This is a genomic window from Stenotrophomonas sp. GD03794 (assembly GCF_029842145.1).
Lineage (GTDB): Bacteria > Pseudomonadota > Gammaproteobacteria > Xanthomonadales > Xanthomonadaceae > Stenotrophomonas > Stenotrophomonas riyadhensis.
In genome coordinates this window covers 16,363-36,707 of sequence record NZ_JAOCFV010000015.1, presented here as the reverse complement: position 1 = coordinate 36,707, position 20,345 = coordinate 16,363, and the positions used below count along the sequence as shown (strand labels likewise).

Annotated in this window: 30 protein-coding genes; 24 read left to right on the top strand and 6 right to left on the bottom strand. The window is 61.7% G+C overall.

What is annotated here, in order from left to right; translation table 11 throughout:
* Nucleotides 1-556: 556 nt before the first annotated feature.
* The gene (locus tag N5D91_RS10520; protein WP_153643642.1) at nt 557-763 is read left to right on the top strand and encodes a hypothetical protein; all 207 of its coding nucleotides are present in this window, start codon (nt 557-559) and stop codon (nt 761-763) included.
* A gap of 478 nt (nt 764-1,241) precedes the next feature.
* On the opposite strand, the gene N5D91_RS10515 is transcribed toward N5D91_RS10520, so the two are convergent.
* Nucleotides 1,242-2,687, bottom strand: a complete 1,446-nt coding sequence (locus N5D91_RS10515) for an EAL domain-containing protein (RefSeq protein ID WP_046272226.1) — start codon at nt 2,685-2,687, stop codon at nt 1,242-1,244.
* A 241-nt stretch (nt 2,688-2,928) separates the two neighbouring features.
* On the opposite strand from N5D91_RS10515, the gene N5D91_RS10510 reads away from it, so the two are divergent.
* The 4 genes from N5D91_RS10510 to N5D91_RS10495 all read left to right on the top strand — a co-directional run bounded on the left by N5D91_RS10510 (nt 2,929) and on the right by N5D91_RS10495 (nt 4,050).
* Nucleotides 2,929-3,096 (top strand): hypothetical protein, encoded by a 168-nt coding sequence (locus N5D91_RS10510; protein WP_153643641.1) that lies wholly within the window; start codon nt 2,929-2,931, stop codon nt 3,094-3,096.
* A gap of 222 nt (nt 3,097-3,318) precedes the next feature.
* A complete protein-coding gene (locus N5D91_RS10505) occupies nt 3,319-3,687 on the top strand; it encodes a hypothetical protein (protein ID WP_046272124.1) in 369 nt (122 codons plus the stop codon).
* Entirely contained in the window at nt 3,677-3,856 is a 180-nt protein-coding gene (locus N5D91_RS10500) for a hypothetical protein (protein ID WP_046272123.1), read from the top strand. Before N5D91_RS10505 ends, N5D91_RS10500 begins: the two co-directional genes overlap by 11 nt.
* Nucleotides 3,853-4,050 carry a hypothetical protein gene (locus N5D91_RS10495; RefSeq protein ID WP_046272122.1) on the top strand — a complete coding sequence of 66 codons (198 nt, stop codon included), beginning with the start codon at nt 3,853-3,855 and terminating at the stop codon, nt 4,048-4,050. The genes N5D91_RS10500 and N5D91_RS10495 overlap by 4 nt, the downstream gene beginning before the upstream one ends.
* A 162-nt stretch (nt 4,051-4,212) precedes the next feature.
* On the opposite strand, the gene N5D91_RS10490 is transcribed toward N5D91_RS10495, so the two are convergent.
* The gene (locus N5D91_RS10490) at nt 4,213-4,710 is read right to left on the bottom strand and encodes a hypothetical protein (protein ID WP_141098879.1); all 498 of its coding nucleotides are present in this window, start codon (nt 4,708-4,710) and stop codon (nt 4,213-4,215) included.
* Nucleotides 4,711-4,974: 264 nt separating this feature from the next.
* Between N5D91_RS10490 and N5D91_RS10485 the strand changes: the two genes are divergently transcribed.
* Nucleotides 4,975-5,472 (top strand): hypothetical protein, encoded by a 498-nt coding sequence (locus N5D91_RS10485; RefSeq protein WP_046272120.1) that lies wholly within the window; start codon nt 4,975-4,977, stop codon nt 5,470-5,472.
* A 46-nt stretch (nt 5,473-5,518) separates the two neighbouring features.
* Here N5D91_RS10485 and N5D91_RS10480 read toward each other — a convergent pair whose 3' ends face one another.
* The gene (locus N5D91_RS10480; protein WP_046272119.1) at nt 5,519-5,878 is read right to left on the bottom strand and encodes a helix-turn-helix transcriptional regulator; all 360 of its coding nucleotides are present in this window, start codon (nt 5,876-5,878) and stop codon (nt 5,519-5,521) included.
* Nucleotides 5,879-5,985: 107 nt separating this feature from the next.
* Between N5D91_RS10480 and N5D91_RS10475 the strand changes: the two genes are divergently transcribed.
* From N5D91_RS10475 to N5D91_RS10415, 13 genes are all read left to right on the top strand, one after another.
* The gene (locus tag N5D91_RS10475; protein WP_180854972.1) at nt 5,986-6,846 is read left to right on the top strand and encodes a hypothetical protein; all 861 of its coding nucleotides are present in this window, start codon (nt 5,986-5,988) and stop codon (nt 6,844-6,846) included.
* The gene (locus N5D91_RS10470; protein WP_180854973.1) at nt 6,843-7,205 is read left to right on the top strand and encodes a hypothetical protein; all 363 of its coding nucleotides are present in this window, start codon (nt 6,843-6,845) and stop codon (nt 7,203-7,205) included. The genes N5D91_RS10475 and N5D91_RS10470 overlap by 4 nt, the downstream gene beginning before the upstream one ends.
* Before the next feature lie 58 nt (nt 7,206-7,263).
* On the top strand, nt 7,264-7,746 hold the full coding sequence (locus N5D91_RS10465; RefSeq protein WP_180854974.1) for an ABC transporter permease: 483 nt from the start codon (nt 7,264-7,266) through the stop codon (nt 7,744-7,746).
* Nucleotides 7,747-8,036: 290 nt separating this feature from the next.
* Complete coding sequence (locus tag N5D91_RS10460) at nt 8,037-8,435, top strand: hypothetical protein (protein ID WP_100551923.1); 399 nt, start codon at nt 8,037-8,039, stop codon at nt 8,433-8,435.
* Between the two features lie 309 nt (nt 8,436-8,744).
* The gene (locus N5D91_RS10455) at nt 8,745-9,248 is read left to right on the top strand and encodes a hypothetical protein (RefSeq protein ID WP_100551924.1); all 504 of its coding nucleotides are present in this window, start codon (nt 8,745-8,747) and stop codon (nt 9,246-9,248) included.
* 38 nt (nt 9,249-9,286) lie between these two features.
* The gene (locus tag N5D91_RS10450; RefSeq protein ID WP_100551925.1) at nt 9,287-9,508 is read left to right on the top strand and encodes a hypothetical protein; all 222 of its coding nucleotides are present in this window, start codon (nt 9,287-9,289) and stop codon (nt 9,506-9,508) included.
* A gap of 13 nt (nt 9,509-9,521) precedes the next feature.
* Entirely contained in the window at nt 9,522-9,881 is a 360-nt protein-coding gene (locus N5D91_RS10445) for a hypothetical protein (RefSeq protein WP_133120053.1), read from the top strand.
* Complete coding sequence (locus N5D91_RS10440; RefSeq protein ID WP_180854975.1) at nt 9,874-10,362, top strand: hypothetical protein; 489 nt, start codon at nt 9,874-9,876, stop codon at nt 10,360-10,362. The genes N5D91_RS10445 and N5D91_RS10440 overlap by 8 nt, the downstream gene beginning before the upstream one ends.
* Nucleotides 10,363-10,540: 178 nt before the next feature.
* Nucleotides 10,541-10,711, top strand: coding sequence for a hypothetical protein (locus N5D91_RS10435; RefSeq protein WP_158229708.1), 171 nt, complete (start codon nt 10,541-10,543; stop codon nt 10,709-10,711).
* 10 nt (nt 10,712-10,721) lie between these two features.
* Complete coding sequence (locus tag N5D91_RS10430) at nt 10,722-11,507, top strand: hypothetical protein (protein ID WP_236509147.1); 786 nt, start codon at nt 10,722-10,724, stop codon at nt 11,505-11,507.
* Nucleotides 11,508-11,767: 260 nt separating this feature from the next.
* Entirely contained in the window at nt 11,768-12,208 is a 441-nt protein-coding gene (locus N5D91_RS10425; RefSeq protein ID WP_049400419.1) for a DUF6573 family protein, read from the top strand.
* 88 nt (nt 12,209-12,296) lie between these two features.
* Nucleotides 12,297-13,214 (top strand): hypothetical protein, encoded by a 918-nt coding sequence (locus N5D91_RS10420; protein WP_049400418.1) that lies wholly within the window; start codon nt 12,297-12,299, stop codon nt 13,212-13,214.
* Entirely contained in the window at nt 13,211-13,972 is a 762-nt protein-coding gene (locus N5D91_RS10415) for a hypothetical protein (RefSeq protein WP_006375415.1), read from the top strand. The genes N5D91_RS10420 and N5D91_RS10415 overlap by 4 nt, the downstream gene beginning before the upstream one ends.
* 161 nt (nt 13,973-14,133) lie before the next feature.
* Here N5D91_RS10415 and N5D91_RS10410 read toward each other — a convergent pair whose 3' ends face one another.
* Nucleotides 14,134-15,921, bottom strand: coding sequence for a type II secretion system protein (locus tag N5D91_RS10410; RefSeq protein WP_080355149.1), 1,788 nt, complete (start codon nt 15,919-15,921; stop codon nt 14,134-14,136).
* 165 nt (nt 15,922-16,086) lie between these two features.
* On the opposite strand from N5D91_RS10410, the gene N5D91_RS10405 reads away from it, so the two are divergent.
* The 5 genes from N5D91_RS10405 (at nt 16,087) to N5D91_RS10385 (ending at nt 19,140) form a co-directional block, all read left to right on the top strand.
* A complete protein-coding gene (locus N5D91_RS10405) occupies nt 16,087-16,260 on the top strand; it encodes a hypothetical protein (protein WP_006375368.1) in 174 nt (57 codons plus the stop codon).
* The gene (locus N5D91_RS10400; protein WP_006375367.1) at nt 16,251-16,715 is read left to right on the top strand and encodes a hypothetical protein; all 465 of its coding nucleotides are present in this window, start codon (nt 16,251-16,253) and stop codon (nt 16,713-16,715) included. The genes N5D91_RS10405 and N5D91_RS10400 overlap by 10 nt, the downstream gene beginning before the upstream one ends.
* A gap of 114 nt (nt 16,716-16,829) precedes the next feature.
* Complete coding sequence (locus N5D91_RS10395; protein WP_006375366.1) at nt 16,830-17,426, top strand: ParA family protein; 597 nt, start codon at nt 16,830-16,832, stop codon at nt 17,424-17,426.
* Nucleotides 17,427-17,461: 35 nt separating this feature from the next.
* A complete protein-coding gene (locus N5D91_RS10390; RefSeq protein ID WP_224481864.1) occupies nt 17,462-18,031 on the top strand; it encodes a hypothetical protein in 570 nt (189 codons plus the stop codon).
* A 2-nt stretch (nt 18,032-18,033) separates the two neighbouring features.
* Nucleotides 18,034-19,140 carry a hypothetical protein gene (locus tag N5D91_RS10385; protein ID WP_224481863.1) on the top strand — a complete coding sequence of 369 codons (1,107 nt, stop codon included), beginning with the start codon at nt 18,034-18,036 and terminating at the stop codon, nt 19,138-19,140.
* 40 nt (nt 19,141-19,180) lie between these two features.
* On the opposite strand, the gene N5D91_RS10380 is transcribed toward N5D91_RS10385, so the two are convergent.
* Both N5D91_RS10380 and N5D91_RS10375 read right to left on the bottom strand, forming a co-directional pair.
* Nucleotides 19,181-19,327: a hypothetical protein gene (locus tag N5D91_RS10380; protein WP_154354769.1), complete on the bottom strand. Its 147-nt coding sequence runs from the start codon at nt 19,325-19,327 to the stop codon at nt 19,181-19,183.
* A 118-nt stretch (nt 19,328-19,445) separates the two neighbouring features.
* Nucleotides 19,446-20,342, bottom strand: a complete 897-nt coding sequence (locus tag N5D91_RS10375; RefSeq protein ID WP_032971086.1) for an HNH endonuclease — start codon at nt 20,340-20,342, stop codon at nt 19,446-19,448.
* Nucleotides 20,343-20,345: the final 3 nt, after the last annotated feature.

Genomic DNA, 20,345 nt, shown 5'->3' with positions numbered 1-20,345 from the left:
GCAAAGCGTCGATTTGCTCGGCCACGGACCTCAGTCCATGACGCAAGCCAAGCAGAAAGTCCGCATTGGAGCGTTGGCTGGGGAGGCACATGGATGTCGACGATCATGGGCATCAGGTGGGCCCATGCAAGGCGCACCGCGGTGGGATTGGCAGAACTGGCCACCAAAGCCCTGACCGCATACTCCAAGGCATTGGTTTCGCCCTCAGCGTTGGGCAGGCGCCTCTCGCACTCGCTCAGGCGGAGCTCCAACTTGACCAACGCCTCCGTCTCAGCCTTGTGCATACCCCTCCTCCATTGGCTGGCCACCGAATCGCGGTCTGGCAGCAGGGTGGCCCCAAGCTCAAGCGTTGGAAACCGGTGAGCGTTCCGCTTGACTGCACCGTCAATCGGCCCTTTCGGGCCAGCACACAGCGGTCCACTCTTCAATCAAGACTCGCCATGCGCGGGTGGTTAGGTTGGGGGCAAAGCTTTTCCAACCTCGCGCGTGCCACCGCCTAGCGGTTGTCACAGAGCGGGCAAGTGAGCACGGCGGCGCCGTCCAAGTCCAGCAGGCCATGCCCTGGAACCAATCGCAGTTGGCGGCCGCATTCCAGACAAGCGCAACTGATCCGCGTGACCTGCAAGAGCGAGCCGTCGGCCCGCCGCACACCCTCAACCTGATCGATGAAGAAACGTCCAATGTTGGGCATGAAGATGAACAAAAAGCTGAACAGAGCGGAATGCATATGATGCACCGCGACAACCCCACCGGAACCAGATGAGACAATTGGATTCTGAAGAATTCATCTACGGGGTCGTCCGCGCAGTCCGCACGCCAGATACCGCTGTCCGATCCCTCTATTGCCGTCGCAGGAGCATGATAAAGAGGCGGGCTGCACGGCGACAGCCTTAGGCACAGGGAAGTAACCGAGCGGCGCTGTTGGAAAGCGCTGAGCCAGTTCGTTAACCAGCAAAAGGCCAGACCGGCGGCCAGTCGGTTGCGGACCACTGCTGAGGGTGTGTGTCGCGCGTTGCCCTAAAGAGGCCGCCTGCTAGGGGGGCCGATCACGACGATGCCCTGAACTGCCGGGGCGTCACCTAGGGGAGGGGGAGTCACCCCGTTGGGTTCGGCGGCGCCAACTGGGGTCAGCGCCATAGCGGAGATTTTCACGATTGTCGCGTCCATCGGACGCACGGACATCTTGCTAGGGCGAACGTCAAGCGCCAGTGAACGCGCTCGGGTCGACCCGTGCGCGAGGGCTACCCAACTTGGATGGCGGCAAGCGCGTCTTTGGTTGAGAGAGGGCAGCCATAGTGCCACCCTTGGCCAATAGCCTCTGGAGCAATCCGGTAGAGCAGCAAATCTTGCGCCTCTGATTCGACGCCTTCTGCGATGACATCCAGCCCAAGCTCACGTGCGATGCGATACATCCCTGGCAAAACGGGCCGCAGGGGGGAGTCCTCGTTGATAGCGGCCACGAACATGCGATCGATCTTGATTCCTCGAAACGGCGATTGGGCGAGGCGGGAGAAGTTGGCGCTGCCGGTCCCGAAGTCGTCGATCAAGAACCGGTATCCCAGAACTGAGAGGGCCTGCATGTTGCTCTTTGCGGCAGCGGACACGAGTTCTTCCCGCTCGGTGATCTCGATGCGAATTTGCTCTGGCAACACGCCAAAATCGTTGGTGACGCTGCCGATGTAGCGAACGACGCACTCTTGGGCCATGTCCACGGGCTCGGCATTGATGCTTACGTAGAGGTTCCTATGCTCCCTCAGCGCGGGGGCGAGATCATTCATGGCACGGGCCAGCACGTATCGAAAAAGATCAGGACTCAGGCCGAATCGGTGGGCGATGGGCACGAAGATGGCCGGCGGGATTTCATCGTCTCCCGGCGGGCGCCAGCGGCTGAGCGCTTCAAATCCCACGAGCTCCCGCGTGCCAATTCGACGCAGTGGCTGGTAGGCCAGTTCGATCTCGCTGCGCTTCAGTGCAAGCACCAACCGTTGCTGGATGGTTTGCCGAGCCGTGATTTGGTGTTTGATCAGCAAGAACGCGAGCAAAAGCCCTACCGAGGCACCCGCTGACAGGATGGTGGTGAGCAACGCCGAGGGCAGTTCGGACACCACGTGCCTAGGGCTGGTAACGAACGCGCAAACGTCGGCCACCCGGCTGCAATGTTGAGCTTGGACGAGAGACGGGGTGCCGACGCGGCTGGTCGGGGACAAGGTGCGGAATGTAAACGATCGGTCCTTCGTTTCGATGCTGATGGAGCTGCTGCGCGCAGGGTCCAAGCTCTCGAAGGCAGACGGGGAGGACACGGTGAATGTGTCGCCTTGGGCGATCAGATTGGACCCGGTGTAGGGGGAGCCAACGAGATCCGATGCGTGCCAAAGCCGGACAGCGCCGCTGGAGAAGCGTGGGGCGGGGAGGGTGTAGGGGCGCGAGCGCCCCCAGAGAGCGCTGCAGACAAGGCGTCCGTCTCGGATGCGACCGATGTCGTTCATGTAGCTGGAGCGGAACGCGATCTCTTTCAGTGAGTCAATGTCGGTGGCGGAGCAAGGCGGCTGTCCAATGCGAGAGGCTTGTTCGGCCGCGACGCGCCTTGCAAGGGATAAAGCCTCCGAGCGCGTCACCGCGGCTTCCGCCACTGCCTCCGCCCCTTCCTTGTCACGCACGTAGAGGATGGCTTGGGCGACCGCGAGCATCGCCAAGACGCACGCCGCCGTGGCTCCTATTACGGTCAAGACGTAGCGAAGCCGATTTTCTCGAACGCTCAAAGCAACCCCCGATCTGAAACGCGCCATCGCTTCGCTTGGCTTCTCGCCTCATTTACCTTGTTACAGGTTTATCGGCAAGCTTTCCATGAACTTCAGCCCCAGCTCCACTGGCTTGCAAGCCTTGATCGAACAACCATGCATCTGCGTCTGAACTGTACAGCAGCAGGCCGTGAGCCCGGCGATCGCCAGCATGGCCACCCAGGACCTGCTGGTGGCAGCGCAGCTCCAGGCTCGATACCTCAACGCCAGCATGGGGCGGACCGTCGCCGGCGGACGGTTGCTATTGGGCTTTTTGAAGCCTGGCCAGGCGGTGGTCAAAGACTTGGGCCCGATTTAGCCCTGCCAATTTGGTCACTCGGACCGTTCAACGCAATGCCCCAGTCGAGCGCCGGCTGACGGGCAAGTGCAGCCGCGCCTGCAGCGTGATTGGGCTTTTCTCCCAATTTTTAGCTTTAGTCAAAATAACCCCCTTGTGGGTTTCGCGTGCCGGTGTATCCCAAACGTATGGCGTTCGCGATGCGTGCGTCTGACACCGACCAACGAAACGAAAGGGGGGAAGATGTTCATTGGATTCAGACTGACGACGCGGCTTGTCGTCAACGCCGTGGTTGTCCTGGTGCTGGCGCGATTGCTGTTTATGGGCATGGACGGCTTGGACCGGTTTTCCGACACGTGGAACCGCACCTTTGGGGCGAGCATGCCCAACGCCAGCGGGTTGCGCGGCGCCGTCAACGGCGCACGCCAGGTTGTCCCGTCTGGGTTGGACGAGTATGCGCGCCAGGCCGAACGGGACGCGGCCCAAAGCACCTCGCTGATGGACGTGTTTGCCAGCGTGTTCGGACGCGTGAAAAACGAGGAGGTCATGTTGCCCTCCACCATCAATTCCGCTGGAGGGGAGGGCTCGATCTATGACCGCTATGACCATTGATTTTGAGTGGCTGTCCATCCTCTCCGGGTGGTCCTTGCTCAACGACAGCGCGGCGCTGCTGCGCACCCCCGGCCAACGCTGGGCGGGCTTGGAGGGATTGCTCATCGGCTACGGCCTCATCGCTGGACAGTGGTTCGTCCTGGCCACCATGGCAGGGGCGCTGGCATGACCACCGTGGGCGCGGTGTTGGCCGCCGTCCTGGCTGCAGCGTTCCTGGCCACCGTGTTGGGCCTGGCTGGCATCTTCTGGGTCAATGCACGGCACGCCAGCGGGGCGCTTCGTGTGCGTTACCGCTTGCGTGCCCAAATCCTGGCTGGGCTAGTGCTGGCGTGGGTGCTCACCCTGGCGAGGCTGTCCACGTGAGCCGGCCACCTTACGTGCAGATGGCCGTTCGCGTGCCACAGGAGCTGAAAGACCTGTTGGAGCAGGTGGCTGACCGGGAGGGAATGCACGTCAGCGAACTCGTTCGCGTGCTGCTGTCACAATCGTTGACGGACAACAGGTGGAGAGCGCAGGCCATACGCCTTAAAGAGCCGAAACCCCCTCATTCCGGATTTCCTTGAGCTTCGACGTGACGGTCTGGGCAATAGCCTTCAGTTCGATCACAAGAGCAGTTCCGTTTGCCTGTGCCAAGTGATCGGCTAGGTATCGTCGTTCCTCACCCACGAAGACCATGTATTCCTGAAAAGGTGGCCAGCACATGACCACGGCGTCTGTGGTGGCACTGCCTTCGCTGAAAAGCGCACGCATTTCTTCGTTCGAAACGATGGAGTTGGCCTGATCAAAGCTCAGTCCCATGTCCACCAGCTGTTTTGCCAAACGCATGAGGCAGAGGTCTGTGAATCCAAAGCGCTTCCAAGAGGCGCGAACCGCACTCTGGTCTGGGGCAGGCGAATCCTTCGAAACCAATGGGGGCATCAGTCCACTTTTACCCAGCAGTCCTCGCTTTAGGTAGCTCCGAAGTCCCTCATATCCAATGCCTATGATTGCCGCTGCGCGCGACGTGGTGACTGTTGTCTGCATGGCCTCATCTCGGAAAATGGTCTTAACGGGACCGATTTTGAGGTTTGTAAAAATCGGTGTCAATAGGACCGATTATTGCGCTGTTGGCCGTTGACACCCAAGGACGTCGCAGAATTCGCCGCTTCAGCGCCGCCATGAGAGCTAGCTGCGGCGTGGAGACGTGGCTTCCGCTTTAAGCAGCGGCCCTAACGCGATGGGATGCTCAAGCTACCCGTGCCTCCGGCCGATTGGTATAACGATCCACCACCCAAGGAAAGGACGGTCATGAGCGAAGAAGCAAGCACAACACCGCTTGAGGAAATGAGCTGGGAGGAAAAGCTTGAGGAACTTTTTCGAAACGGGGTGCAGTTGTCGCGGCTTGGGCTGAACCTTAGGTCGGACGACGTTCAGCGCTATGGGCACGTGTGGGTGGAGGCAACCGAGATTGCACTTCTTTCCGATAACTTCATTCGCGCCATGGTGACTGCACTGGAGGGCAGACGAGATGCTCCAGAGCTCGCTAGGGCGCTTTATGCAGAGGTAGACGCTGTTATCGCGTTGCAGCGCCATGCTCTCAGAGCTGTTGGCTCCTCTCCGCCTAGCGAGACTAACCGCAGGAAAGAATGGATTCGCCGGTGGATTGGGCCAGGGAAGCGAGCGGGCGACGCCACGCACTCAATTTCTGGAAGCTTCCGTGAGGCTTTGGGTGACCTGTTGCCAGATTGGGCAAAGGGCACTCTGAAGGTCGGCGAGGAACTCTGGGAAATCTACGGTAAGAAGTAAAGGGCAGTCGTCCAACAGCCCTGATCGACCCCTGGCGGGGACAGGACTACGACTTGGTTTCCCGTTCCGAAAGCTCTAAAGATTCCGCGTAGGTTCTCACCCGCGCCAGCAATTCACGCTGGCGTTCGGGTGGGAGCCGGGAGACCACCAAGATCACTTCCGCCAGCACGTCGGACGCGGCGTGGAAATAGGCCACTGGCAGTCCCAGTTCTTCGGCCAAGCGTTCCATGGTTGCTTCGTCGGGCATGCGCTCCCCTCTCTCATAGCGAGAAATGCGCGGTGCCGCAGAGTTCTGGTCTTCCAATCCCAAAACCGCCCCGAGATCCGCCTGGCTCAGCCCTCGGGCCAGGCGAGCCTCACGGAGGCGGCGGCCGTAGGTAGTGGACACAGGAAGCGGGGCTGGCATCGGTCGAAGCTGAACGCATGGATCGGCCCGCCAGTGTGATGCTTCCAAGCATCGCTTGCATTTGCCAAAATGGCAAATAGGAACGTGCATCCGACAGGGGTAGGAGCATGAAGAAGATGCTGTGCGTAGCGGGGGCTGTTGCAATCTTTTGGTGCACCGCTGAGCAGGCCCGGGCCGAATCGGATCTGCTTCGCCAGATCGGCCGAGCCATCCAAGGCACGCCCAAGGTGGTCAGCGATAGGTCGCGGAGCCCTTACCTTGAGCCGGCAGGGACCTATTGGGACCTGGATCAGGACGTCTTGGAAGGGGCTCAGCACCTGCGGGCCGGGGTGACGGCTGTGGGTGGTGGCGGCGTGGACACTTGCGACATGCAGCTGCTCGCCATGGCCCATTCGACCTATCGCATCGACGCCGACAAACGCCAATGGTGCCTGAGGCAGTGGTGGCTGATGGACACGAAGGCCCAGGGCGCCAACGGCATCTCAGGCGATGATCCGGCTGCCATCGAGCGCCGTTATGGCCCGGCTTTCGACGCGCGCCTGCAGCGCTTCAAGGCCATCCGACGGTTTGCCGTTCGTCCCACGTTCCAAGCCCTGGGCGATGTCGCCTATCGGGCCGACCGTGGCGTGCTGGAAGGATTCATCCCGATGCCTCAGGTGTCCGCGGCGGGACAAAGCGTCACCGGCAAGGGCTTTGTGCCGTGGGTTCACCGCACCTCCACGGGGGTGTCCAGCCCACCCAACGCCGGCCGCTTCCACCTGCTCATCCGAATGGGCGCCCAAGAGGCCGCCAACTTGGCGCGACAAGGTCGCAGCTACCGAGACGATCTGGTGATGTTCTCCGTCAACCGGGTCTGGGTGGAGGGCACGGTGCCGAAGATGGACGTGACGATAGAGAGGGTTCGGCTCGGATACCGCGACGAAACCATCGACGTTGATTTAACCCATACGCAAGGAGCTCCGGCATGAAAGCAACCCTCGTTTCCCTCGCCCTGATCACCGCAGGGTTGGCCGCCTGCAGCAGCAAGGCGGATTTGCCCACCGTTGAACAAGTTGCCCAAGCTTACGAGGCGCATGCCAATGCCAACCTCTCTAGCGAAATGGGCCAACGAATCGAGGTTCGGGGTTGGAAGGACCTCACCGCGGAGTGCACGTCCAGTGGTCCCCAGCGGGCCACGTGCGTGACCGGTGGAACGCTGGACGTGGTCGGGTTCCAGGGAGGGCAGCAGTTGAAGCCCGATCCCGTCCCCGTGCCGTCGGCTTACGACTTCATCTTTGAGAAGCAACCCACAGGCTGGGTGCCGGTCGGAGCCCAGAAGAAAGGCTGACCTTGCCAACGCGCGGAATCGCGCTATGCATTGAGGAACACCAGTTCAAGGAGGCCCCATGTCTTACAACGCTCACCACACCCCGGCCGGTCACATGCAGTGGGGCTTGCTGGCACCGGCCACCGTCATCCTTGGGGGCGCGGGCCTGCTGTTTCTTGCGGGGGCCCAAGAGATCGGCCAGAACGTGGGCTACGGCTGGCAGGCCGGGTTGGCTGCTGCTGGTGGGGCGGCCGTGCTGCTCCTGTTGTCCATGCTTTACGTGTTGAACTGGCGAGCGGCCCGTGTGCGCGCGGCTAGGGCCAGCGGGCTCCCGGTTTCGCCGCGCAAAGGTGGCTTTGGAAAGGGCGCCCTGGTGGGCTTGCTCTTCGTCGTTGCCCTGCAGCTGGTCAGCGTTGCCGTGGGCCTGCTCTACCCGGGCCTGGAAGAGGGCGAGCGAAACTTCTTCACCTCCGTGCCCCCGATGGCTCTGACGGCGCTCATGCCCGTGGCGCTGATCGTGGGTGGCATCGCAGGCAAGCTCTGGCGCTCCACCAGCCTGTAAGATCAGTCCATGTCCTTTGGGGCCCCCGCGAGGGGGCCTTTTTTTGTGCCAGGAAAAGCCCACTGCCACCGCCGTCGCTTCGCGCCGGCTTCTGTAAAAGCGGTGGTGGGAAAAGAGCGGATGACGCCTTCGGCGCGAGAAGTGATGTTAGGAATAACTGCGGCCTTAGTTCCGCAGTTTTTGCTTTTAGTCAAGATTCTGTCCACCGAAACCGTGGACAAATTTTCATGGTGATCTACCTTGGATACATGGGAAGGCAATCGTGCCAACCGACAAACAAGGACCTCGCCATGAACCACACGATGCTTATCACAAACGACACCATCACCGTCAAGGAAGCCCACGAAGCTGCGCATGCCGCTGCCAGCACTTTGTTTGACCAGTTGTCTGGGTATACCTATTCGACCGGCGCGGCGGGCTATCCCGCGTTCCAGTCTTCCGCTGAGGACGCATTGCTGGCTTTCCTGCTGAACCGCAATTCGGCAGAGCTGGGATGCGAAGACGACGAGCTGTTGGCTGACCAAACCGTCTCCGTCAACGTGGAGCGCCAAGAGGACGGGCAGCTCCTTTATGAGGTGGTGTTCGACATGGAAGGGTCGGATTACGGCACCAATTGCAAGGTCAAGGACCTGGCGACGCTGGACGAATGGTTCGATGAAGAATGGATCGGCGTGGAGTGCGCGGAGTAAGGCGTGCTGACAAAAACTGATCGCGTAAGAACAATTCATGTCCTTTGAGGCCCCGCGAGGGGCCTTTTTTGTGCAAAAAACCAACCGCCGGTCGCTTCGCGCAGGTTTCTGGAAAGCGGCGATGGAAGAATGGTATGTGACGCCTTCGGCTCGAGAAGTGATGTTAGGAATAACTGCGGCTTTAGTCCCGCAGTTTTTACTTTTAGCCAAGATTTTGTCCGCTACAGCCGTGGACAAATTTACAGGGCGATCTACCTTGAATTTGTGGATAGGCAATCGCGCCTTCCGAAGACCATCAAGGAAATCGACATGAAAATTCATCACCTCGTCAGCGACGGAAACCAAGCGGTCGCCATCACGCAATCGGCATCGAGTGGCGGTGGCTACGCGCACCCGGTGAAGCTCTCCGCCATTCGCTTCAACGTGAAAGACGCCGAAGCGGTGCTCCAAGAACTCAACAAGTCTGGCCATCGCAGCGAGAAGTCGTTTGAAGTGATCGAGCGCTGGGACGCTGACGCTCGCAACCAGGGACCAAAGTCGAAGTTCGGTCGAACCCTTGCCGCCCTTGTGGACGAAGCGAGGGATCACCTGGAGGGGCAGGTGATCTACGAAGCCAAAGGCATGGAAGAGGGCACCGTGCGTGCGATCAACGCCGCGGCGAAGCAAGCCAGGCTTTCGCAGGTCCTTCCTGCCGCAGGCGGTCCGAGCATGGTCATCGGTGGGCAGGTCTGGAACCCACGGCAAGAGGCGCAGAGCCAAGCTCCAGCTCCGGCGGCTGACCTAGAGGCTCCCCGTCAGCGCGTGCGCCTGTAACCGCCGATCACCCACCAGTCAAAACCAGGAGATTCGACATGAACGTTCAAATTGCGGAAGCCATGAACAATGCCAAAGACGACGCGGACCGCTACGGAATCCTTGCAGGGTTCGCCTCCTGCAACCGGGCCCTGCTTGAGAAGGGGGCCGCGCAAGAACTGGTGGACGCCCTGTATTTCGCTGGCGCTGCGATCAACCGTTGGCGTGCCATCGCGGTGGTCCGAGAGGCGGCCGCCAAGCCGTTGGACGCGGCGTCCTAAGCCGGAGCGCGACGTGCTTCAACCTGTCCCTTCCCCAAAACTTGTCACCCTTCCGTCCTCCCGGGGCTACTCCCGTGATTTGGAGCGCTTGCAGGCGGCCGCCGCGCGCGCGCAGGTCACCCGAAACGAAGCCGTGCGCCAAGTGCTCGCCATGTATGCCGCCCACCCTTACGCACTGAGCAAGCGTCGGCTGGGTGGGGAGAGGGACGTGCGCCTGGCCTACCTTCCGCTGCAGCGCAGCGTCTTGGAGGCGGTGGAGCAGGGCGCGGTGAACGCGGGGATTTCCACCGCAGAAGCGGTGCGCCAGATCATCCGGGACTACGTCCAAGGACATCTGCTTCGGAACCAGGTTCGGGGCAGCCGCCATGGGTGACCGCCGCCCACCACCGCCAGGAAGTCCGAGCGCTGAGCTGATTCACGCGTGCGTCGATGGAAGTCTTTTCCGCGCTCTACAGGCCCTGCGGCAGGGCGCCAACCCCAACGCGTGGCGCCTCAACGAAGGTCCTGCGCTCCATTCCGCACTTGCCTGGCCCCGCATCGTCGAAGCCCTCCTGCAAGCTGGTGCGCACCCTCAAGAGAGGAACCACTGGTGCGAGCGCCCGCTGGAAAAGCTGGCGGCGGACTACCAGTTGAGCGACGACGCCGACGAGCGCAGCCGACTTGAGCAGACGGCGTTGCTGCTGTTGCGGCTGGGCGGCAACCCTCACCGGGGCAGTCCGTTCTGGAACACGCCATCGCTGAAGGCGGCGATGCCGCACGTGGTGGCCACGGTGGAAGCCGAACAACGCGCGGTCCACCTGGAGCAGGCATGGGCAGCCCGGGGAAGTGTCAGTGCAAAGCGGGCAAGGCTGTAGAGCCAACCGCTCAACGCCGCCACCGGTCGCTTCGCGCCGGTTTCTGTAGAAGCGGCGGTGGAAAAGAGTAGGTGACGCCTTCGGCGCGATAAGTGATGTTAGGAAAGACTGCGGCCTTGACACCGCAGTTTTTACTTTTAGTCAATATTTTGTCCACTACAACCGTGGACAAATTTCCATGGTGATCTACCTTGGGATCAGGAAGAACGCAACGCTCTTCCCACCGACTGGAACCGCCGACATGACCCTTTCTCTTCTCGCCATCGCTGCCCCCATCGCCCTTCCTTTCAGCCTTTGGTTGGCCCAGCGCCTTGAACGCTGCATCGATCGTGCCCTTTGGGCGCACTGAGGGAAACGCCATGACCACGCGTGCCGCCCGCCACCGCTATTACGCATACGAGCGCCGCGATGGTTCTGTGTGTTACCTGCCAAAACTGTTGCACGAGGGGATTCAGCGCTACCCGCGAACGATCGCGCACTACCACCTGGTGCAGTGGTTGGGGGTGTCCAAGTTGCTCAGCAAAGACGAATACAAGCAAATGGCGTGGCTGGGTTCACAGCGGGGCACGCTCTGGCGTGGCTGGGTTCACAGCGAAGTACGCTCCGAAACACCCATGATTCAACGCGTGCTGGTCTCACCGGCTGACACCCTGGCAGGGCAAAATGGTTTCATGACCCACGCTGCCGCTCCATCCACCCTTCAAGCCCCGGCCTACGGCCTGCTGCTCGCTCAGACCGAGTGCCATTTCTGCCACGCTCCGACCCCCACCGCCGCGGTCTGGGTTCCGACGTTCGAGGAGCACGACGACGAGGGCGTAGTGGACCAGGGGGACGGTGCCTTGTTGCGCTACATCGAGCGTTTGGACGAGAACACTGCCGCTTTCGTGGCGGGCCACGCGCCCTGGCTTCGCTTCGCCACTACTCGAACGTCAGGGCAAACCTACTTGGCCCACCATTGCACCACCTGCGGGGCCCTTCAAGGGGACCACTTCGTGTTTTCGCCGGATGGTCCCTACTGGCCCCAAGACGATGTCCAACTTGCGTCTCTTCGCTTCATCCGAGGTTTGGGCCCGCTCACCGCTCAAGCATCGGCAGGACAGAGCGCGTGGATGGACCGGGTCCCTGTGACCTGCACCCAGGCCTGACGGCATTCCCAAGTTCAACCCTGAATCGGTGTGCCGAACGCGGCACGCTCTCAAAGCTTTGTGCGCTGCGCGCGGCCCCATCGCCCAGCTTCTCCGGTCAAGGGACATTCCAGGGCCCGTGTCCTCGCTGCGCTGCGGGCCGTGCCAGCCCTTCCATTTCCTCCCTTGACCGTGCCTGTCGGTGGGGCAGTGGGTTCCCCATTCCAGGACATCCCGACCGGATGCCCTGGGCGGGCCATCACTGACAAGAGGAACTGCGCATGTTCGAACCTTCTGATCTCATCCATTCCTACACCCGGGCTCAGGCAATCGAGGACGGCGTCCTGGTGGACGTGTCCGATGTGGCCAAAGAAGCCGGCTTCAAGCTTCCCGTGACCATCACCCGCGCTGCGTGGTCTCGCTACGTGGAAGTGCCCATAGGGTTGGAACTGCGCGGCCAGTCGGTGGACGGCCGGCTCTGGGACGTGCTTTTCATGCTCCACGTGGCCATCAAGCGGCAGCAGGGCAACGGTTCGGAGATCCACTACCAGCTCCACGTGGCTCTGCCCGACGCCGGCGACTGGTTGTCGAACGAAGCCCACCCGGCGACCGGGTCGGGCCTGACGCGGTCGACCCATCGCCAGATCACCTTGAAAGCGCTGTGCGGGCCCGGGGACGCCTTGGAACCGGTGGTCAGCATCATGCTGCCCAACGAGGATTGAGAAGGGAGGGGGCAGGACACCGGCCCTCATCGTTTTCCCGTGCTGGTCCCGCAGCTACCATGGCGGGACGACAAGGGAGGAGTAGGGGATGGAAAAGTTCGATTGGTCGAAGGTGGAGTTTGCACGCACACCCTGGCGGAGCCGGGTTATCCCGGACGCGCTGCCCATCCTCATCCGGTGGGCGCAGGAGGGCGAAGCTCATTCCTACAGCGACCTGGCCCAAGAGCTGCACGACACCTTCGGACACGAGATCAAACCCCGCAAAGACCTCTACGGCACCGTCGCCGGGGGAGTGGCCCAGGCCCTGCAGTGGCTCAGCGAGCAGTGGAAGGAACCCATCCCGCCCCTCCACGCAATCGTCGTCAACAAGAACACGAAACACCCTGGCGAGGGGGCGATCACCATCTCGCCAGCTTACTTCGCGGGGAAGAAGCTGGACACCGAGGAAGAGCGCCGTGCGCACTTGCGAGAGGCGATGGAAGACGTTTTCACCTATCCCAATTGGGACCGGGTCGCCCGCGCTCTGGGAGCCACCATGCTGACCCCGTCCGCCGGGGCGGTTGAAGAGGTGGCAGCGGATGCGCCTCTTCCCCTTCCTAAAGTCCAGGAGGGGGGGCGGCCAGAGAGCGACGAGCACAAAGCGTTGAAGGCGTGGATGGCCAGCCATCCCGAAGAGTTCGAGGACTTTGGGTGCTTCCCCATGGGGAGCAACGAGAAGTTGTTGAGCTCGGGTGACCGACTGGACGCGCATTTCGATAACGGAAGACATCGCCTGGCGGTGGAAGTTAAAACCAGCAAGTGCTCGGAGGACGAACTCCAGCGAGGCGTCTATCAAGCGGTGAAATACCGCGCCGTTCTCCGGGCCGAGCAGAAGGCCATCCGCCACGTGCCCAACGGGGAGGCGGTGCTGGTGTCCACGCGCGCTCCGAACGCGGAAACCCGTGCGCTCATCAAGCGGCTGCAGGTGCGGTTCCAGCAGGTGCCGCTGGAGGCGGAGCAAGAATGAAGCCTGAGGAACTGGAACAACGTATTCGCCAAATCGATGGATTCGTTCGGGTGCTCACGCAGGAGTGCCACATCCTCGACGAGCGCCGGCACATTCTGTCCCCACTCATTCAAGACCCCGAGATTCAGGCAGGGCTGAAAGCCAAGCTGGACAAGACGCCGGGGGCCAATGCCTGGAACCACTTGGCGCCGCTTCTTGGACAAGACCTGGTGCGCGATCAGTCACGGCTTTTTCTGGATAACGATTCGCGGTCCGGTAGCCTGACCAACCTCTGGCGAAAGCTTCAAGCAGATCCCGCGATCAGGGAGCACTACCGGGAGCGCTACGGTCGCATCTTCGATCACTTCCACGACGAACCGATCAGTGACCTGCCGCCCGAAAGCTCGGCTGTTTTCCAGGAGAAGTTCAGACAGAACGATCGGGACGAGAACTACTCGCGCTTCGATAGTGGCTGGGAAAGGGTCTCCAATGAAATGGTGATCCTTTCGGCTGATCCCGTGGCAGCGAAAATCAAGACCCTCCGGGACAAGCACCATGCCCACCTGGAAATGCGCAAGCTGGACGAGGAGCCTGGCGCGTTTGACATCAACACGCTTGGGTTGACCTTCAATGAGGTCTTGGCTTTTGGCGATCGCTGTCAGGCCATCGTGGCAGAGCTGGGGCTGCTCTTGACCGGAACCCGTTGGGATCCGCAGCAATACGCGTCGGTTCACGAAGCCCAGGGCAAGGCGATGTGGAAAACCTTGGCTGGGCTTTGACTTCGAAGCACAACAGCGAAGAGCCCAGAAGCCGCCGCAGGTGGCCAAGCCACCTGCCTTCTGGAAAGCACGCTTGGTGCGAGGGCATCGCCTCCGGTCGGTTTTGGAAATCCGAAGCTTTGCCACTTCCAACGTGAGGGATGCCCCCGCCTTCTTTGCCGTCAAGGGCACTTGAATTCAAAGCCCACCCAGTCGCTCGCTCCCAGGTCTTGCCAGTAGAACCGCGCGCCTGGACCCACGACGCTGCACGAGCAAGCCGCCGGCCAAACCGCGGTGCCTGGGTGGTTGACGAAGCCGTAACCTGGCATCGGAGTCAAGTTGGCGCGCAGCGCGTAGACACAGGCTTCCAAAGCCGGTGTTGGGCGGGTCACGCCAGGTGGCTCTGGCGTAAACGTGGGGGTGTCGTTCGTTTCGTATTGCCAAGTGCATGCCAACGAGGTGGCTTGAAGCTCGGCCAGGGTCCGGGGAGCGTTGCAGAAGATCGCCCAGCCGTAGTGCCCTCCGTCTCCCCACGAATGCCAAGATCGCCCGGTGTATTCGGGAAACGTCGGAGGTGGTGCGTTGGGGGTGCATGTATTGGCCTCGTTGCGACGAAACCCAGTCTCCGCCCAATTTGTCCAAGTGGTGAACGTCGGGCTGGGCAGCGACCACGTGGTGGCTGGGCAGTTGTATGACCCGGTCCTCGTCCGCCGCTGCTCGGCCTGCCACGTGTGCGATCCACTCTGGCCTGCCGGGCAAGCGGCACTCGCGGCGACCCACTGGGTTTCGGCTTGTGGGAAAGGCGCTGGGCAAGCCGCGCAGGTGGTGTTGGTCTGGGTCCACGCGTTCCACGAACCGGTGCCCGTGCACGCGAAGGTCCGCTGCTGCCCAATCGCGCCAAACTGACCTGCAGGGCATCCCACGTTGCGCGTCTCGGGAGCAGGGCACGGCGCGCAGGCGCTGCTGGTCGTGGTCCAACTGCCGGCCGTCGTGGACCCAGCCCACGCCTCGTAAACGCTCGGGTCGGGTCCGCAGTGGTGACGGCGGTTCTGGAACACCTGGCCGACCTGGCCCGATGGGCAATTGATCGTTCGGTTCTCGCTCCACTCCTGGCAAGACGGCACCGTGCTTGTCGGTGGCGGTGTGGCCGGGGGTGAACTCGGTGGGGCCGGAGGCGTCACGCTCACCGGGGGGGCGGGCGGCGTGACCGGTGGGGGTGTCGTGGGAGGAACGCTTGGTGGCGGGGCGGTTGGGGGCGACACCCCCGTGGAAGGTGGCACCGGACCTACGGGCCCCACCGGGGATCCCACGGGCGGAGAAGCGGGTGGGGTGACCGGGGGCGTTGCAGCTGGCAACACCAGCGGTGATCCGGTCCATTCGCCCCCCAACAACCCGCTGTGGTAGACGAAGACCACGCGCGATTTGTCCGCACACGTGCGGCTCAGCAATCCGACGTCGAGCTGGCCGCCGGTGTTTCGAATCACCGACACGTCCGACACCTGCGCGTCCCACACCCCGCCCGCGTTGGCCGCGACCAGGGCCACGCACGCTTGACGATCAAGGCCGGCGTAGCTGACGGAGAACGAATCCCCGAAGCGTTCGACGGTGTAGGGCTGGACGTTCACCGCGCCGCCCCACGCGTTGGTCAAGACGCTTTCCCCGGCGCCGAGTTGGGATTCAGGGGCCAAGCCATCGACCACCACGGCCGTGGTGCTCACCCCGCGAAACGTCCCCACCATCCCAAAACTGCTCTCGATGCGTCGGGACAGCTCGCGCAGGTTGCGCGTTTCGCTGGCCAGCTTGGCCTTTGCATCGACCTGCCCGAAGAACAGGAACATCGCGCCTGTGGCGGCGGTCACAACGCCCAGCGCCAGCAAGGTCTCGGTGAGGGTGAAGCCCAGCGCGCTGCGCACGCCCTTGGAAAGGCGGGTGAGGGTGGGCGAACAGCGGGGGCGGATCGTGTGCGTCATGCATTCAGCATGCGATGCACCTTGGATTCCGCAAGCCCCTGTTTCTAGTCAAAAAAAGTTGGATTTTCCATCTTGACATTGCTCGGTGGTCTGGTTGCATGGAGTTAGGGGAGTGGGGCGACCTACTCACGAAGACCGATTTAAATAACCCAAGAGACCGCCGCCATGATTGAAAGCCCCACCCGCTCGGCCCGCCCCATTGCTGGCCTTCCCTTCGCGCACATCCCACCCACGGCTCCCGCGTTCCTGCCCGAAGGCAAGCTTCGCCGGCAAGCCCGGCTGGCCCGCCAACAACGCCACTTCGAGCGCCAACTGCGGAAGGAGCTGAAATGGAAATGACCGTCCACCGGCTTGCAGAACGACTGTTACAGGCCATTGAGCACTGCAACCCTTGGGCGCTGAGAGAAGCCATCGCTGCTGTCCGCGAGGCGCGCCTGGAGGCTTGGAGGGGCCTAACGGCTTTCCCGTCCTTGGACCACCCGGTGGGGCCCAACGGAATAACCGCTTTCCACGTCGCTTGCATGGCGTGGCACGTAAACCAGGACCACCCACACAAACGGCAGTGCTACGACAAGATGGCCGGAATCCTGGCCGAAGCCGGGGCGGACGTGTTCGCGGAGTTTGGTCCGGCAAAGCAACGCTGGACGATCATTGAAGCACTGCATGGCGCAGCACCACCGTCTGTCAAAGCATGGATGGCCTCCCAGCCGTTCGATTTGCATTGCTCGCCTTCAAGCGTCGCCCACACGCTGCGGTGGGACTGCCGTCGTCCAGTCGCCTCGCGGGAAGAATAGAAAAGAATCCAAGGCCTGAACGGCCCGAAAGGGTTGCAAAAACATGCACTTGCGCAACGGTGGCGTCGGGGTAGATTCGGTAGGAACCCCTATCTACTCACGAAAGGATGCCGTATGCGCCTGTGCAACTTCTCACTCAAGGGTGGCGTCGGCCGCACGACGCTGGCCCTGAATCTTGCCGGGTGCTATGCCCGTGACCCCAACCTGCGTGTGTTGGTCAACGACCGGGACAGGCAGAGTTCATGCCTGGCATTCTCCGGGCTGTCGGACGAAACACCTTTTACCGTATCCCGCTCACGCTCCCCCGGCTTCGATATCGAGATCATGGACATGCGTAACGACATGCCTGATAACGAAGCACTCCCGGATGCCGATCTTTACCTGGTGCCCACGTTGCTCGATGTGGCGAGTTTTGTCATTTTCCTGCGAACCGTGGATGTGCTGGAGAAAAAGGGGAAGCGTTATCTGCCGATCGCCAATAGGGCCAACGAGAAGCGGGCAGCCCATCGCCGCCGCCTGGAGCACCCCAAGATGTCGGGAGCGATCCTGGTGCGCGATCGAGCGTTGTTTGCGGACTGCTACGAGGAGGGAAAGACCGTGTTCGACGCCAACGGTCGCTGGGCCCGGGTGGCCCAGGAGGAGATCCACGCCCTGGCTGTCCGGGTGCACGACATCCTTGTCGCTGGTGCAGGCCGGAGGGCTGCGGCATGATGGAGCTTCCCTTGGTTTCCCTCCCAGACCTACCCATGGCCACTCGCAAAGCTCCTGCCAAGAAGGCTGCCACGAAGAAGGCCGTCAAGCGCACCTTGGATGACGTCAAGGACGTGACCCATGCCAAACCCCGCCGGGCCAGCAAAGCGGACACTTCGACTGTCGCCCGCATCCCGGAGCACCTGTTGCTGGGGCCGGGCGACTACCCGCAGCGCAAGTCCTACTTTGACTACGACGACAGCCAGAAGGCAGGAAGCGTGGGAGGCAAGCGGGTTCACATGGTCATGCCCCGATCGGTCACGCTGCACGACTACCGCCGTCGGGAGGATGGGCTGCGCCACCACCGGGCCATGGTGACTATCCCGCCAAAGCTCCGCGAGAACATCGCCAAGCTGTTCGGCTTTGACGATTCGGAGGACGCCGGTAGTGAAGTCGCGTTGACCACCGCCATGGTGGCGCTGGCAGACTACGCGGCCGCGTCGCTCATCCAGGACAACACGCTGCTAATCGTGAGCTCGCCGGTGGACGAGCACGCGGAGGTCCGCAAGGCCGCCAGGGTGGCGGTGCGGAATCTGGGGATGAGCAAGAACGGTAAGATCTACTGAGCGTGGCACTTGCCCCTCTGAATGCTGATCAAGAGGACGCGATCTGGGCCAAAACCTGGCGTATCCCAGGCATGACGGCACAGCCGCTGACGGGTTGGCTGCTTCACTCGATGGGAATCTGGGCAGACAAGCGCACGCTTTCTGATCGGGTGCTCAAGATTTTTAAGGTCTCCGCCAAGACGTGGGAGATCGGGATTCCACGCAGGCCTAAGAAGCGGCAGCAGGTCTGCGATGGTCTGGTTGCTTACGTCCAGCAAAGCCACACTGAACTGATGCCGGAGTGTGCGGAGCGCCAAGCCCGTGCAATGGAGCGAGCCGCACGCGCGCTGGCCGAATATCCAACGCTTCCTCCATGCAGTTTTTTCCACCAGACAGTTGGCATCGCGGGTGGAGACCGCTTGGAAGCACTAGCAGTTGCCTTAGATGAGGTTTCCGCAGATGTTGTGCACGGGCGGCTATCCAGGGATGGCCTTTCCGTGGCGGTGGTCAAAGCGGCAGCAGAGGTAATTGGGCTACCCGCGGGAGCTATGCAGCCGGACAGCCGGCTCGATCCAGGCTTGGACGGGTTGCTCCTGCTATTGGCTCAGATGGATCACGACCTCACCACTCCCCTGATGGCTAACGCGGGTGAGATCAACAGCTTGGTGGCACTTTTGATTGATTCGCCCGGAAGTGGGGCGAGGAAGCGGGTTCAGCACCGACTTTTGGACATCTACTTCGCCTTGGCGCTTGCCGCACGCGGGCGTGACCTGCCAGAGAGTTTGCCGAAGGTCAGGGAGATCGAGGACGCGCTCATGGGCGGCCCGCCTGAATCCGGAGGCCAGTCCTGGGTGGTGCGTTGGCGCAATGGAACCAAAGCGCTTCGAGAAGAGGATGTGCTATCGGTGATCGCGCACGTCGGACACGTTTCGGGGAAAGACGTGTCATGGACGATGCGCCGTCTCTATGCTGCAGCCCAAGCGTGGGGGAGGGTGGAAGAGCAGGGTGTGGAGGCGGTAATGCTGGCCGGTGAGCGCTACAACCAATGGTGGAATGCTCTGTGCAACCAGGGGCGGGTCAAAACCCCATGGGTCCAACCCTACTGGTCCCAGTTCTCGCAGAGCAAATGATGAAGCGGCTCCCCTCACTTCGAGGCGAAGCCGCCATGGCTCACTTGCCGTTCCGCTTCGCAACCACTGAGGCTGCTTTGGCCTTGAACGCCCGTTGCTGAGGAGAGGGGCTGGGTTGCCGATCCACCGCGCTTTGGATGCGTCGCTGGGCCGTCTGCGTCATTGGCTTCTTCTTGCTGTTGCTCATTGTGTTCTCCTTTCAGGAGGTTGGGTGAGCGGTCAGCGTAGGAGGGAGAGCGGGGGGAGTGGGTTAGGAATCTTGGAAGTTTGACGAATCCGTGGGGAATACGGGGGCCAAGCACCGGCTATCCCGGTAGGGCGGTGCTGTTTAACTCGGACGACCCGTGCCCCACCAGCCTCTTTCTTAAAGCTTCCTTGGACATCTTCGGTGGGGCGGTTAACGTAAGATCCTTCCCGTCCAACGAACGGTAGTAGGGATCATCCACCCCAGCAGTGACGTAAACGACCAGGTCCGGCCCGATGGTCAACAGGCCCGCATCGAACAACGCGTGGATGTCCTTCCGTAGCAGTAGCCCGTTGCTCAAGGCGTTGGTAGATGCCCCGTTGTAGGGGACGATGTGGGCCGCGTCGATGACGCTTGCCAGGGCGGTGCCGGTGACCATGCACACCGCTCCGTAGTGATCGACCAGGCGTTTGCGAAACTCGGCTTGGCCCTCTCGGATCACACGGAGGACCTGCTCCATTCGCTTTCCCTCTGCTGCGACAGCGTCAGGAGCGGGGGGCAATGGCTTTTCCACCCTTAATCGCCCGCTTTCCTCAAGCACGCCTTGGAGGGCTTGGATCACGTCGTGACTGAAAAGCTCGGATGCCGGGCGCAGCTGAAGGTCAATCCCGGACCGGTGCCGGATGTGCGCCAACAGAAGTGCGGCGTCCTCCACATACTTGAGCTTCTTTTCGCGCATGTTCCAGAGTTGGTTCAGCTCGGTAAGGCTGTATACCTTCAGCGCGGACCTAATATCCCGGCTGCTCATCCGAAGGTGGCTCAGCCCCTTTTGCAGGTGTTGACGAACCAGGTATTCCTCCAGCTCCGGCGGGTTTCCATCTTCGTCAGCGCGGATGGTGAACAGGCTGCTGAAGGGCTTGTTGAATTGCTCCTTCCACTTCTTCTTTCGCCGCTGAGGCTTCGACGGGGTCCGGTTAGCCTTACTGTCGCTTCCCTTGTCCTGATCCTTTTCATCCATGTC